This window comes from Calothrix sp. PCC 7507 (assembly GCF_000316575.1).
Lineage (GTDB): Bacteria > Cyanobacteriota > Cyanobacteriia > Cyanobacteriales > Nostocaceae > Fortiea.
On record NC_019682.1, the window covers coordinates 2,255,940 to 2,269,695 of the forward strand.

The window sequence follows — 13,756 nt, forward strand, 5'->3', positions numbered from 1 at the left end:
CAATCCTACAGATACTTAAATTTCTGTTTTAGCCTCATACCAATCAAAATAATCATGAAAAGCTTTCAACACTTTATTATCACTCGCTTCAACGTCAGAGTAGACTACAGTAAATCGCGAGCCGGAATTAACCCAGATTGGTTGAGTCATCGCTTCAAATTATTTGACCAATTTTGCTACTCTTCTGTCAGAGGACAATCAAATCAAAACTTTAAATGGCTAGTTTTTTTTGATAGTGAAACACCAGAATATTTTAAAAGTAAAATTAAAAAATACGCAGAATGGCAAAACTTCATCCCTTTATATATAGATTGTGAATTTACTAGTCAAATTAATCATCAAGCTGTATTAAATTACTTAAAAAGCAATACTGAATATTTAATCACGACTAGATTAGATAATGATGATGCAGTCTCTAAAGACTTTGTACAATTAATTCAAAACAGCTTCACAGAACAAGAATTTGAGTTTATAAACTTTACTTCCGGCTATGTTTGGAATCATGGCAAGCTTTACTCATTTGATTATCCAAATAACCCTTTCGTCAGTTTAATTGAAAAGGTTAATCAAACAAATATTGATGGATTTAAAACAATCGCCTGTGGACAACATACCGAATTATACTTAATGGGACAAATTAAACAGATAAAAACAAAGCCAACCTGGTTACAGGTAATCCATGAGCAAAATGTATCGAACAGAATACGAGGAATCAGAGAGCCAATAAAAAAATTAGGTGATGATTTCTTCATTAGCAGCGAATGTATTCCCAAACAAGAACCGTTAGTGCCTTATTTACTTGATAAAAGTTTTAGTCTCATGAAGGCTCCTATAGACTCTCTTGTTCTCGCACTACCTAAAGATACTAGAGCTAGGCTCAGAAAAGTTTGGCAGATGATCAATGGCAGAAATTTTTGATTTAGTCACAATCAATTAAAAAATAACCAGAAAAGGAGAAAACAAATGAGAAAAATAGAATCAACAACTCACTCTAATGTAATGATAATCAAAGTAATTCGTAAATGTGTACAGCTATTTAAATACTGGGATATCGAAGGATATCAAGCAGAAAAATACTGGAGTGATAGACATTCACAATATCAATTTAACTTGCAGGGAGTAGGAAATGCAGCATTAACCCATGAAGATAATGAGCAAATGTATCTCAAAGCAAAAGAGGTTTTTCTCTCAGTTTGTCATGAGATGAAAATTGACTTCACAAAAATTAGGATGCTAGACATAGGTTGTGGTACTGGATTTTATGCCAAAATTTTCAGAGAAAATGGAGGTAAAAACTATTTAGGAGTTGATATAACAGATGTTTTATTTGATCAACTTGAAAAAGATTTATCTGGATTTAAATTTCATAAATTAGATGTTTCTAGGGAAACTTTAAATCATCGCTTTGATTTAATTATCATGATTGATGTTACACAACACATCACGAATAATGAAAAATTTTCCTTCGCCATGCAAAATATTAGGTCTTCGCTCAGTGAAAACGGGATTTTTATTGTCACTTCATGGCTAAATGAAAATGCCCGACAACGCTTCTATGAAGTCTCTCGTTCTCTGCAAGCATATCAAGCAGAGTTTCCTGATTGTACTTTTAGTCAGCCGATTCCTTTTAGAGACAAGTTTATCTTTGCAATTCAAAATAAAAAGTGAAATAACTTAGCTAATTTGTAGTGTTCAGATCCCCGACTTCTTAAAGAAGTCGGGGATCTGGCAGCCCAGTGTCTAAATTTGAGATTTTTCTACTATTTCACAAGGCTAAAATTCCCATCAACCCCGTTTTATGACTGTAAACAACTCAAAAAAGATGGCAAAAGCCAGCCTGTGGACAACTGTGAGTTTTGCTATTGGTAAAGTTGCTCAGTTAATGGCTCAAGTCATTTTAGCTCGCTTATTATCACCTGAAGACTTTGGCATTTGGGCAATGGTGCTTGTATTATCCAATTTCTCACTGCTTTTTAGAGACACTACTATTGCTCAAGTACTAGTACAAAGAGGTTTAGATGATATCAAGCTAGTTAACACTGTCTATAGTATGGGAGTGAATATCTCTATATTTTTGTTCGGCATTCAGTTGTTAGCAGGACTACCGCTATCTTACTTTTTTAACAAGCCTATTTTATTTCCTTTAACAGCGCTATCAGCCGTTGTCTTTCTCATTGGCGCGGGTGCCGGTTCTCATACTGCAGTACTGCAACGCAAAATGAAAATTAAAGAGTTAGCTATGTGCGATTTACTTGCTAATTTTTCACGAGTGTTGACCTTAGTTATTAGCTCAATTTCTGGATGGGGATTTTGGTCGTTTGCAATTGGAGAAATTGTAATGGCTGTAGTTGATTCTTTATTGAAACGCTATTTAAGCAAGCATAAATTTAAATACTATTTCAAGTTAGAAAAATCCAAAATTAATGAAGTCAAAGAGTTTATTTTTGGTGTTCTTGGGAGTAGGATCGCTTTGCAACTTAATATTACCGGAGATAATTTCATTATTGGGAAGTTTTTAGGAACTCAAGCACTTGGCTATTATAGTGTTGCTTATCAATTAGCAACAACGCCAGCAGTGGCATTTTCTCAAATTAATAATCGGGTGATTTTCTCTACAATTTCACAAGTGGATGAGCAGCGTAAACTAACTATGATTCAAAGACTTATAGAATATTATGCTAGTACTGCTGCGTTAATATATGGTTTAGCATTTACTTTAGCTCCTAGCATAATTCCATTCATTTATGGAGATAATTGGCAGCAATCCATCACTATCTTTCAAATCATACTTGTCTATGCTTATACAGGAGGATTAATGTCAATTCTTGGTGCTTATCTTTTGTCAATTAATAAGTCTCTAGAAATCGCACGTATCGACTGGTTTATTGTGCCTTTTTCTCTAACTGCTTATTTTATTGGTGTAAAAACAGGTGGTATACAAGGTGTGGCGATCGCTGTTATGTGTGTGATGGGTTTTGCTGCTTTAATATGGTATGTAATAGCAGCATCACGTGTTAGTGGAGCCGGCATCAAAGATTTTCTAAAACCAGCATTTATCCCTTCATTTTCTATGTTTATAGCCCTGGTTTTATCACAGTTTACACCTTATCTCCAAAATGCAGATTTTTATCTAAAAGCAATCACAATAATTGTTACTTATATATCAATGCTGGTTTTACTATCTAAAGGGAATTTACCTTTTAGTTTAATGAAATTTATCTTTTATAAAAGTTAGTTATCTTGCTCCTTTTCAAGCATGAATTACTTTATTTTTTGACTACAAGCCCAATTGAGGACAAACATCATGAACGCAAAGTATGAAGCTTTATCAATTACCAGTCAGTTTCTGGGACATCGCACCTATGGTCAACTATTAAGAGAGTATTTTAAAAATTCCAACCTACTTGGTTCAGTAGACTTTCATTGGTTTATGGATGAATGCAAAAGCTTACAGTGGTTAGTGACTAGACCCTTTTACCGTAAACTCCCCAACTCTTGGATTCAGCAACGCAATCTAGATTTTCAATACTTCCGTTCTGAATTTATATCAGCATATATTACTAAGTCTTTGCTGAAACAAAAACTGTCAACAAAATCATACACAGTGATGCATTTACATACTCAAGTTATGGCTTTCTTAGCTCTTGAGTACATGAAAAAAATTCCGACTGTCGTGAGTATTGACTTTACTGCGGCACTAAAATCTAGTGAAATGATTGATAATCGCTTTCAGTGGACTTATAACCCTAATATTTTAATGGAGAAAAAAGTTTTTAATGCTGCATCTAGAATTATTTCCTGGTCAGAATTAGCGAAGAAATCTGTTGTCGAAGATTATGGAATCAATGAAGATAAAGTTATAGTAATTCCTCCAGGAGTTAATTTGGATGCTTTAAAGTTTGCCCATCATCCTCTCAAGAAAGATGCTGATACTTGCAATATTCTCTTTATAGGTGGTGACTTTATTAGAAAAGGGGGACAAGATTTATTATCAGTCTTTCTTGATAATTTTTCAGATGTAGCTACCTTGCATTTAGTCACTAATAAACCAATTGAGTGTCATCACCATCAGGTGCGAGTTTATCGGAATATCAATGCATATACTCCTGAGTGGAAAAGGCTTTATCAGCAGGCAGATATTTTTGTGATGCCTACTTATAGTGAAGGATTACCCCAAGTTTTTATGGAAGCTATGGGAGCAGGTCTACCAATAATCTCTACAAATTTACCTCAGATGCAAGAAGTGATTAGTGATGGTGTAACAGGTTTTCTTGTACCGCCTGGAAATCAAAATGAATTAGCAAATAAGCTAAAAGTTGTGATTGACAATCCTGAGTTGAGAATGGAAATGGGTATGAGAGGTAAGCAGGTTTCTCAGATCAAGTTTGATGCCGATAAAAATTGTTCACGTATAGAGAGTATCTTTCAAGAATTGTCTGCAATTTAGTGTTAGATACGAAAACCAGACTTGTATTGAAACCAAATTGTATGTAGTGGGAGTCAATTTACATGAATACTCAAACCATTAGTTACTCTGCCAAATATTTCCAAAGTAGAACTTTTGAAACTGACTATCAAACTCTAGCTGCTGTAATTTTTGAACTTTACCATCCTCAAACAGTAGCTGAATTTGGTTGTGGCCCTGGTCATCTTAGTAGGGAGTTAGCCAAGCTTGGGGTAAAGGTTACATCTGTAGATGGTCATTCTCAGCCTAGCTTCACTGGGCTGGCGGTGGAATTTCATCACCTTGATTTGAATGATCCCATAGCGATCGCTAACTTTTTTGCAAATAAGCATTTTGACTTAGCGATATGTTTAGAAGTCGCTGAACATTTACAACCACAAAGCTCACCTATCCTAGTTAAATGGTTGACTTCAGTCGCTCCTGTGGTCATATTTTCAGCAGCCGTTCCTCATCAGGGTGGACATGGACACATTAATCTCCAACCGCGTGAATACTGGCACAATGAATTTATGCAACGTCAGTTTATCGCAGCAGATCGTGTACGTGAGGAGTTACGCGCTACATCCAGTATCGCACCTTGGTATCGTTACAATGTCATTGACTACGTCCAGATTCAGCACCCCCAAGCGCCCAACCCCGCTGAAGTGATTCCTCGTTTGATTGCCTCTGAATCAGCAGCAGCGTCAGCTTATTATGAAGAATACGACAGGCGATTTCTGGCAGAACTCCGTCTTAAGTATGCACCTGTGCAACTTTATGCATCTGTGAAGGGACTACGTTTTTTAGCTAAACGTCTTCTTGGTAGAAGTTAGTAGCATTAAATAAGTTATCAACAAGAATATACCCGACTTTTTGAAAAAGTCGGGTATATAAACAAAACCGGGATTAATTGGAGGGCAAACAACCGTTTGCCCCTACGGTTCACATTCTGGAAATCTCCTGAAAACAAAAAAGCTGGGCGGTGCCCAGCTGCTTTGTTATGCGGCATTTTGCCGATACCACTCAATCGTGTTTTTTAACCCTTGCTCAAAGCCTACTTGGGCTGTGAAATTAAAGGCTTGTTTCGCCCTTTCAGTATCCAAGCAACGACGGGGTTGACCATTTGGTTTGTCGGTTTCCCAAACAATTTCGCCGTCAAACTCCATCAATTTGCAGATGAGAGTAATCAAATCGCGGATGGAGATTTCTGAACCTGTTCCCAAGTTAACTGGTTCAGAGTCATTGTAAAGTTGAGTACCCTTCACAATCCCTCGCGCTGCATCTTCTGAATAGAGAAACTCGCGGGTAGGACTACCATCTCCCCAAACAGGAAGCTGCTTTTCGCCTTTGATTTGGGCTTCGTGAACTTTACGAATTAATGCTGGGATGACATGGGAACTTCCAGGGTCGAAGTTATCTTCAGGCCCATATAGATTTACTGGTAGTAGGTAGATACCATTAAAGTTATACTGCTGGCGATAAGCTTGCAGTTGTACTAGGAGTGCTTTTTTGGCAACTCCGTAGGGGGCGTTAGTTTCTTCTGGATAACCATTCCAAAGGTCATCTTCTTTGAATGGTACTGGGGTGAATTTGGGATAGGCGCAGATAGTGCCGACACAGACAAATTTTTCTACTCCTGCTTGATGGGCTGCATGAATCAGCTGGGTGCCCATCATTAAGTTGTCGTAGAAAAGTTCTGCGGGTTTTTCGCGGTTGAGACCGATGCCGCCAACATGAGCTGCTAGGTGGATAATAATGTTTTGCTGGTCAACTACACGTTGATTATTTTCCCAGACGCGGAGATCGTAATCACGCGATCGCGGTACTGTAATCTTCTCACGATCAGCCCCAGCCTGACACAGCTGCTCTATCACCTGACGACCTAGAAATCCCGCTCCACCAGTGACGAGAATCCGTTTATTGTTTAGCTCTAAGGCAGTCATATTTTTATCCTTGGCTGTGTGCATCAGAAGTGGAGAGCGCCCAATTGTTGACGAACAGTCGCAATATCATTCAGTACTGGCGCAGTGTTTTGATTTGGCGAAGTATAACCCAAGGCTTGGAGGTCTGCTTCCACCATCAAACCAACGAGTCCTTCAAAGGTTACAGATGGTTTCCAACCCAATTTCTGCTGTGCTTTGGTGGAGTCGCCAATTAACAACTCGACTTCAGCAGGTCGCAAATAACGCTCATCAAATTCTACGTAATCTTGCCATTTGAGATTTACATAACTAAATGCTAGTTCGAGAAATTCTCTTACTGAGTGGGTTTCACCAGTAGCAATCACATAATCATCTGGTTGCTCTTGCTGCAACATCAGCCACATTGCCTTGACGTAATCCTTGGCATAGCCCCAATCACGCTTGGCATCAAGATTGCCCATGTAAAGTTTTTGCTGCTTACCAGCGACAATTTGAGCGATCGCCCTAGTAATTTTCCGGGTTACAAAGGTTTCACCACGCCGGGGAGATTCATGGTTAAAAAGTATACCATTGCAAGCAAACAAGTTGTAAGATTCACGGTAATTGATTGTTTGCCAGTGGGCGTAGACTTTAGCACAAGCATAGGGACTACGGGGATAAAATGGCGTTGTCTCACTTTGGGGTACTGCTTGTACCAAACCATACATTTCTGAAGAACCCGCTTGATAGAACCGCACTTGAATACCAGTGCGCTGCTGGTAGTCACGAATTGCTTCTAATAAACGCAGTGTTCCCATGCCTACAGCATCCACCGTGTATTCTGGTGAATCAAAGCTGACTCGGACGTGGGATTGAGCGCCCAGATTGTAGATTTCTGTTGGCTGTACTTCTTCTAAAATGCGGCGCAGTGTTGTCCCGTCTGTCAAGTCGCCGTAGTGAAGAAACAACCGCACACCTTGTTTATGGGGATCTTCATAAATGTGATCGATGCGGTCTGTATTGAAGGTAGAAGTCCGACGAATAATGCCATGAACTTCATAGCCTTGCTCTAACAAAAACTCACTTAGATATGAACCGTCTTGACCGGTAATACCAGTAATCAGCGCTCGCTTCGGTTGCGTCATGCTTTACTATCCTTTTTGATATTTGATTTCAGAAGTAGTCACAGTCCAACTGATATAAGTTAGCAGCTCATTGCTTGATTGCCTAATGGGAAACCTACGCAGATCAGCGAACACAGAAGATTTAAAATTTTTGAGGTACACAATTTAAGTCTTAAACTCCTGCATAAAGTCTGTTTCATTTCTGAATTCTGAACGCTAGTTACTCTACTCAGAAAGACCCCTTGGCGCTAGCCTCTCCCTGTGGGCTACCGTGTATACACAAGTCGGAAAATCTAGCCCCCATTGGCTTTTATTTGGTAGGGTGCGTTAGACGGAACGTCGTAACGCACCGAACATGGAGGATGGTACGTTGCCATAAGGCATAACACACCCTACGAGCAGAGGATTTGGGGCGCTTGATCATTTGTGTGTACACGGTAGCGCTTTGGGAGAAGACCGCATTGGCTTGTCCTGACTTCTGAATTCTGCTGTAACCGAATTTTAACGTAAATAAATATACTTAGATAGAATAAATTCTATTAAGTAAGCCAAATTGGCTACAATTAAGATTCTTGAGCTTAATTCAATTTCTAGTCTTTGCTAAAACTTTATATAATTAGGGTTTTTATTAAGGTTGAATCAATTGACTTGACTTTACGCTACTTTTATTAATTGTGAGTTATCAGTTATCAGTAAGAGATCATAAAAAGTTTGTATCTAGGGGCATTAACTGCCCCAAAGAATAAACTTTGAGTAGTTGTTCAGTATGCTCCGTTATTCTTGGGCATAATTACTACATTGATCGTTTTCAATATTATCCATAAGTCGAGCCAGAAATTTCTAAATTTGACATAATGTAAGTCTATTTGCACCCTTCGAGGATAGGGAATGTCATTACGCCCAGAAACTTGCCATAATCCAGTGATGCCTGGACGGATAGTTAAAATCTGATCGATGTGACAACCGTATTTTGGTAGTTCTTCCGCTACCAATGGTCGTGGACCAACAACACTCATATCACCCTTCAACACATTCCAGAACTGAGGAAATTCATCTAGACTGGTAATTCGCAAAAGCCAACCAATTTTTGTAATCCTGGGGTCGTGCTTGAGCTTAAAACTGCTCTCAAATTCTTGTCGCATTTGGGGAGAAGTTTCCATCATTTGCACGAGAATTTCGTCGGCATTGCTTACCATTGTGCGGAATTTAATACAGTTAAAGGGTTTGTAGTTTTTACCTACCCGTTCTTGAACATAAAAAATCGGGCCTTCTGAGCTTAAAGCAATCAGCAAGGCCAAGATGAGGTAAACGGGGAAAAACAGGATCAAAACTAACAACGAAAACACAATATCGAACAGTCGTTTAGCGAACTCTCCGTTCAAACCTTGAAGAGACAAACCCTTGGGTTTTACCCTAGGACTCTTCTTCTGTTGACCACGTTTTAAGAAAGTACGCGATCGCTTGCCGGAGAGGAGTGAACTCTGGGCAGTCATCATACTCCTTAACAATCCACACCACACATAGTCCCAATCTTAAAGCTAAAAGGAGGTGCTTCTGGGCTTAATTTTCCAAAAGCCTATAAAACAAGTGCAAAAATCCCAACCATCACTCCAAAGACGGTCTTTCTTGATTGCACTTGTCTATGAAATCTCGATAGCGCTTGGCAAAGACTTGTCCAGAAAACTGGGCAGCGTGTTCCCGCGCATACTCAGGATTCAATGAACCCTGATACATTTCAAACTTTTCTACTGCCTCTACTAAAGCCGCTTCTACTTGCGTCTTGAAGAAGATACCTGTTCCTGTATCCCCAAAAGAGCGTAAGTCTCGCACCGTTTCCAAAGCCCCTCCAGCACCATAAGCAATTACTGGAGTACCGCAAGCTTGAGCTTCCACTAAAGCAATGCCAAAATCTTCACAAGCTGCATATACAAATGCCTTGGCTCTAGCCATATAGTTTTTTACCACATCATCAGGTTGCCATCCTAGTATTTGAATATTAGGACTCGCTATTGCACGAAGATGTTTCATTTCTGAACCTGTACCAATTACTACTAATGGTTTTTGCAATTGATTAAAAGCCCTGATAATTAAAGATACCTGCTTGTAACTCACCAACCGGGAAACTGTCACGTAAAAATCCTCTTTCTGAGAAAAAAAAGGAAATGCTTCGACATTCACAGGTGGATAAATAACTGTTGCTTCTCGCCGATAGCAGCGCCAAATTCGCCGAGCTGTATGCTGTGAGTTGGCAATAAAGTAATCAACGCGATTCGCACTCAATACATCCCACTGGCGCAACCGATGCAGTAGATAGCGCGCCACCCACCCAGGGACACCCTCTCCCAGCTTGCTTTGGTGCAAGTAATCAAAAGTTAAATCCCAGGCGTAGCGCATGGGGCTATGGCAGTAGCAAATATGTAACTGCTCAGGAGTGGTAAGGACTCCTTTTGCCACAGCGTGGGATGAAGATAGAATTACGTCATATTGCCGCAAATCCAGCTGTTCAATCGCTAATGGCCACAAAGGCAAGTACTTTTGTATACCATTACGGGCATGGGGAAAACGTTGGAGAAACGTCTTGCCAATCTGACGTTGGTATAAATAACTATCGGGATTGTTAGATTCAAAGTCGATGAGGGCGTATAAATCAGCATCAATGTGATTCAGAATTTCCCGCACAACTAGTTCTGAACCGCCAGTGGCTTTAGGTGTCAGCCACTCATGAACCAAAGCATATTTCAAGGGCACCGTTAACTTTCAATAGGTAGAAAATACTTAAAGCAAATTGTCAGGTTAACTGAAAAGTTTCCCCTTGTAATTAAAGAATGGGAAGCGCCCCAGATTCACGTTAAGACGAATTCTCCCAAAACAGGTTCCAGAGGGATACTGCGACCTGATAACCTCAAATGTATTGGGTATTGGGTATTGGGTATTGGGTATTGGGTATGGGGCATGGGGAATTTTACTTGATTGCTCTTCCCTTATCCCCTTGCTCCCGGCTCCCTACTCCCATGCCATTTCCTGGCCCCAGTCTCTGACTACCCCAGTAACAATTTACATAGAAGGTGGGAATTTATGCGAATTCTAATTATGGGCGGTACTCGGTTCATTGGCGTATACCTAACTCAACGGCTAGTGGAACAAGGACATCAGGTGGTACTGTTCAATCGTGGTAATCGTGCCGTACCATCCTTACAGGGAGTAGAACAAATTATAGGCGATCGCACTGACGCTACTCAGTTAAAAGCAAAGTTATCACAAGAAAACTTTGATGTCATTTTTGACAATAATGGGCGGGAACTTACTGATACTCAACCACTGGCAGAAATTTTTCAAGACAGGGTGCAACATTTTGTGTATATGAGTTCTGCTGGAGTATATCTCAAATCTGACCAATTGCCCCACGTAGAAGGCGACCCTGTAGACCCTAAAAGTCGCCATCGGGGTAAACATGAAACGGAAGCTTACCTCTTTTCATCAAGATTACCTTTTACCTCAATTCGTCCAACTTACATTTATGGACCTCTGAACTATAACGAGTTAGAAAGTTGGTTTTTTGATAGAATTGTTCACGATCGCCCTATTCCTATCCCTGGTAATGGCTTGCATCTCACCCAGCTAGGTCATGTGAAAGACTTAGCTGCGGCCATGTCTCAAATTGTTGGTAATCAGCAGGCTATAGGACAAATTTATAATATTTCTGGCGATCGCTTTGTCACTTTTGATGGTTTAGCCCGTGCTTGTGTACAAGCTACCGGTAAATCACCTGATGCTATAAAAATCGTCCATTACGATCCGAAAAAGTTTGATTTCGGTAAACGCAAAGCTTTTCCCATGCGGGTGCAGCATTTCTTTGCATCAGTGCATAAAGCAACTACAGAATTAAGTTGGCAACCTAAATATGATTTGATTTCTGGACTAACTGACTCATTTACAAATGACTATTTGGCAACTGGGCGGGATAAAGTTGAGGTTGATTTCTCTGTAGATGCAGAGATTTTGGCAGCGTTGTAAAAAGAAACTTACTCTTAAAAAAAGCAGGAAGCAGGAGGTTAAAAGTTAAATTATTTCCCTAGTACAGCACGGCGTAAATAAACATACCATTCAAAATGGCGCTAGAGCTTGGAATACAATTCTTTTGACTTTTGACTTTTGACTTCCGCCTTGCGGTACTAGTTCCCCATTCCCTTTTAAAATTTTGAGGAAATATGCTAACAATATTAGTCACAGGAGGAGCCGGATTCATCGGCGCTAATTTTATTCTGCTTGCTAGACAAGCACAATGGGCTAATGTCATTAATTTAGATAAACTGACTTACGCCAGTAACCTACAAACATTAGCAGAATTGCACAGTGACCCCAACTATAATTTTGTGCAAGGAGACATCGGCAACACCGAGTTAGTCACCTATCTACTCAAACAATATCAGCCAGATGCAATTATCAATTTCGCGGCAGAAAGTCACGTTGATCGTTCCATCCTTAGCCCCCGTGACTTCATTGAAACAAATGTAGTCGGGACTTTTCAACTATTAGAAGCTAGTCGGCTCTACTGGCAGCAACTATCATCGTCAAAACAACAGCAATTTCGCTTTTTGCATGTGTCTACAGATGAAGTATACGGCTCACTAAACTCTCAAGATCCAGCCTTCCGAGAAGATACTCCCTACGCGCCCAATAGTCCTTATGCTGCATCTAAGGCAGCATCTGACCATTTTGTGCGAGCCTACTATCACACCTATGGACTACCGACTTTAACAACAAATTGCTCAAACAACTATGGGCCTCGTCAGTTTCCTGAAAAACTTATTCCTTTAACTATTCTCAACGCTCTAGATGGTAAATCTTTACCTATATATGGAGATGGACAAAATATCCGAGATTGGCTTTATGTCACCGATCACTGTGAAGCTATTTATTTAGTCTTGCAACAAGGAAAAATTGGTGAAACCTACAATATTGGTGGATTAAACGAACAAGCTAACTTGACAGTTGTGGAAAAAATTTGTGCGATGCTTGATGACTTAGCCCCCAAATCGGATTACCACTACTCATCTTTGATAACTTTTGTGAAAGACCGTCCTGGTCATGACCGAAGATATGCAATCAACTGTAATAAAATTAACCACGAGTTGGGTTGGCAACCTCAAGAAAACTTTGATAGCGGGTTATTAAAAACAGTCCAGTGGTATCTCGGTAACTCTGATTGGGTGAATCAGGTACGTTCAGGAGCTTACAAAACCTGGCTCAAACAAAACTATGAAAATAGGAAAGTTTAACTGTTAACTGTTAACTGATTATGTCGTGATGAGGGATGTAAAATGAAGGGTATTATCCTAGCTGGTGGCTCTGGTACACGTCTTTATCCAATCACCTATGCTGTCAGTAAACAGCTAATGCCTGTTTACGATAAGCCAATGATTTACTATCCTTTGTCTGTATTGATGCTGGCAGGAATTCGAGAAATTTTGATTATTTCAACTCCTAATGATTTGCCATGTTTTCAGCGTCTTTTAAAGGATGGTAGTCAGTGGGGTTTGCAGTTTAGTTATGTAGAACAACCCCAGCCAGAAGGTTTAGCACAAGCTTTTATTCTGGGTAAAGATTTTATTGCTAACGAGCCAGTGTGCTTAATTTTGGGTGACAATATTTTTTATGGACATGGTTTGACAGAAGTACTAACTAGATCTGCAACTCTTAAAGACGGCGGGTTAGTATTTGGCTATCAGGTGAAAGATCCTCGGCAATATGGAGTAATTGAATTTGACATCAATCAACGGGCGATTAGTATTGAAGAAAAGCCTCTCGTCCCTAAGTCTAATTATGCTGTTCCTGGTATCTATTTTTATGATTCACAAGTAGCAGAAATTGCTTCTAATCTTAAACCTTCTGCTCGCAATGAGCTAGAAATTACAGATTTGAATATAGCTTATTTAAAGCAACATAAACTGCGAGTAGAATTGTTGGGTAGAGGATATGCTTGGTTAGATACCGGTACTCATGAATCTTTGCATCAGGCTAGTAACTTTATCCAAACTTTGGAAGATCGGCAAGGGTTAAAAATAGCTTGTATTGAAGAAATTGCTTATAGTCAAGGATATATAGACTCATCTCAACTACGTCAATTAGCAGCACCTATGATTAAGAGTAGTTATGGTCGTTACTTGATGGCAATTTTAGAGCATGAGCAAAATTATATAACCATAGAAAAGAACAAAATATATCCTGCCAAAGCTACATTAGCTAATTAAGTAGAGCAGCAAGTTTTGTAGTTAATTGAGAGTATT

12 protein-coding genes are annotated in these 13,756 nt (G+C 39.5%); 8 read left to right on the top strand and 4 right to left on the bottom strand.

Features of this window, described 5'->3' with window-relative positions:
• Nucleotides 1-54: 54 nt before the first annotated feature.
• The 5 genes from CAL7507_RS09845 (at nucleotide 55) to CAL7507_RS09865 (ending at nucleotide 5,277) form a co-directional block, all read left to right on the top strand.
• The gene (locus tag CAL7507_RS09845) at nucleotides 55-918 is read left to right on the top strand and encodes a glycosyltransferase (protein WP_015128313.1); all 864 of its coding nucleotides are present in this window, start codon (nucleotides 55-57) and stop codon (nucleotides 916-918) included.
• A 45-nt stretch (nucleotides 919-963) separates the two neighbouring features.
• Nucleotides 964-1,668 (top strand): bifunctional 2-polyprenyl-6-hydroxyphenol methylase/3-demethylubiquinol 3-O-methyltransferase UbiG, encoded by a 705-nt coding sequence (locus CAL7507_RS09850; protein ID WP_015128314.1) that lies wholly within the window; start codon nucleotides 964-966, stop codon nucleotides 1,666-1,668.
• 154 nt (nucleotides 1,669-1,822) lie between these two features.
• Nucleotides 1,823-3,235 (top strand): oligosaccharide flippase family protein, encoded by a 1,413-nt coding sequence (locus CAL7507_RS09855; protein WP_052331546.1) that lies wholly within the window; start codon nucleotides 1,823-1,825, stop codon nucleotides 3,233-3,235.
• A 69-nt stretch (nucleotides 3,236-3,304) separates the two neighbouring features.
• Nucleotides 3,305-4,447: a glycosyltransferase family 4 protein gene (locus tag CAL7507_RS09860; protein ID WP_015128316.1), complete on the top strand. Its 1,143-nt coding sequence runs from the start codon at nucleotides 3,305-3,307 to the stop codon at nucleotides 4,445-4,447.
• Between the two features lie 62 nt (nucleotides 4,448-4,509).
• The gene (locus CAL7507_RS09865; RefSeq protein WP_015128317.1) at nucleotides 4,510-5,277 is read left to right on the top strand and encodes a class I SAM-dependent methyltransferase; all 768 of its coding nucleotides are present in this window, start codon (nucleotides 4,510-4,512) and stop codon (nucleotides 5,275-5,277) included.
• Between the two features lie 165 nt (nucleotides 5,278-5,442).
• Here CAL7507_RS09865 and CAL7507_RS09870 read toward each other — a convergent pair whose 3' ends face one another.
• The 4 genes from CAL7507_RS09870 to CAL7507_RS09885 form a co-directional block, all read right to left on the bottom strand.
• On the bottom strand, nucleotides 5,443-6,387 hold the full coding sequence (locus CAL7507_RS09870; protein WP_042342021.1) for a GDP-L-fucose synthase: 945 nt from the start codon (nucleotides 6,385-6,387) through the stop codon (nucleotides 5,443-5,445).
• A gap of 23 nt (nucleotides 6,388-6,410) precedes the next feature.
• Nucleotides 6,411-7,490 carry a GDP-mannose 4,6-dehydratase gene (gmd, locus tag CAL7507_RS09875; RefSeq protein WP_015128319.1) on the bottom strand — a complete coding sequence of 360 codons (1,080 nt, stop codon included), beginning with the start codon at nucleotides 7,488-7,490 and terminating at the stop codon, nucleotides 6,411-6,413.
• 740 nt (nucleotides 7,491-8,230) lie between these two features.
• Nucleotides 8,231-8,962, bottom strand: coding sequence for a sugar transferase (locus CAL7507_RS09880; RefSeq protein ID WP_015128320.1), 732 nt, complete (start codon nucleotides 8,960-8,962; stop codon nucleotides 8,231-8,233).
• Nucleotides 8,963-9,074: 112 nt separating this feature from the next.
• On the bottom strand, nucleotides 9,075-10,217 hold the full coding sequence (locus CAL7507_RS09885) for a glycosyltransferase (protein WP_015128321.1): 1,143 nt from the start codon (nucleotides 10,215-10,217) through the stop codon (nucleotides 9,075-9,077).
• A gap of 327 nt (nucleotides 10,218-10,544) precedes the next feature.
• Between CAL7507_RS09885 and CAL7507_RS09890 the strand changes: the two genes are divergently transcribed.
• The 3 genes from CAL7507_RS09890 to rfbA all read left to right on the top strand — a co-directional run bounded on the left by CAL7507_RS09890 (nucleotide 10,545) and on the right by rfbA (nucleotide 13,720).
• Complete coding sequence (locus tag CAL7507_RS09890; RefSeq protein WP_015128322.1) at nucleotides 10,545-11,483, top strand: NAD-dependent epimerase/dehydratase family protein; 939 nt, start codon at nucleotides 10,545-10,547, stop codon at nucleotides 11,481-11,483.
• Between the two features lie 194 nt (nucleotides 11,484-11,677).
• Nucleotides 11,678-12,748: a dTDP-glucose 4,6-dehydratase gene (rfbB, locus tag CAL7507_RS09895; RefSeq protein ID WP_015128323.1), complete on the top strand. Its 1,071-nt coding sequence runs from the start codon at nucleotides 11,678-11,680 to the stop codon at nucleotides 12,746-12,748.
• A gap of 42 nt (nucleotides 12,749-12,790) precedes the next feature.
• A complete protein-coding gene (gene rfbA, locus CAL7507_RS09900; RefSeq protein ID WP_015128324.1) occupies nucleotides 12,791-13,720 on the top strand; it encodes a glucose-1-phosphate thymidylyltransferase RfbA in 930 nt (309 codons plus the stop codon).
• Nucleotides 13,721-13,756 lie beyond the last annotated feature (36 nt).

Bases quoted from the DNA above. Each gene is read 5' to 3' on its own strand.
- CAL7507_RS09890 (WP_015128322.1), top strand. From the start codon at position 10,545: ATGCGAATTCTAATTATGGGCGGTACTCGGTTCATTGGCGTATACCTA.
- CAL7507_RS09865 (WP_015128317.1), top strand. From the start codon at position 4,510: ATGAATACTCAAACCATTAGTTACTCTGCCAAATATTTCCAAAGTAGA.
- CAL7507_RS09860 (WP_015128316.1), top strand. From the start codon at position 3,305: ATGAACGCAAAGTATGAAGCTTTATCAATTACCAGTCAGTTTCTGGGA.
- rfbB (WP_015128323.1), top strand. From the start codon at position 11,678: ATGCTAACAATATTAGTCACAGGAGGAGCCGGATTCATCGGCGCTAAT.
- gmd (WP_015128319.1), bottom strand. From the start codon at position 7,490: ATGACGCAACCGAAGCGAGCGCTGATTACTGGTATTACCGGTCAAGAC.
- CAL7507_RS09870 (WP_042342021.1), bottom strand. From the start codon at position 6,387: ATGACTGCCTTAGAGCTAAACAATAAACGGATTCTCGTCACTGGTGGA.
- rfbA (WP_015128324.1), top strand. From the start codon at position 12,791: ATGAAGGGTATTATCCTAGCTGGTGGCTCTGGTACACGTCTTTATCCA.
- CAL7507_RS09880 (WP_015128320.1), bottom strand. From the start codon at position 8,962: ATGACTGCCCAGAGTTCACTCCTCTCCGGCAAGCGATCGCGTACTTTC.
- CAL7507_RS09850 (WP_015128314.1), top strand. From the start codon at position 964: ATGAGAAAAATAGAATCAACAACTCACTCTAATGTAATGATAATCAAA.
- CAL7507_RS09855 (WP_052331546.1), top strand. From the start codon at position 1,823: ATGGCAAAAGCCAGCCTGTGGACAACTGTGAGTTTTGCTATTGGTAAA.
- CAL7507_RS09845 (WP_015128313.1), top strand. From the start codon at position 55: ATGAAAAGCTTTCAACACTTTATTATCACTCGCTTCAACGTCAGAGTA.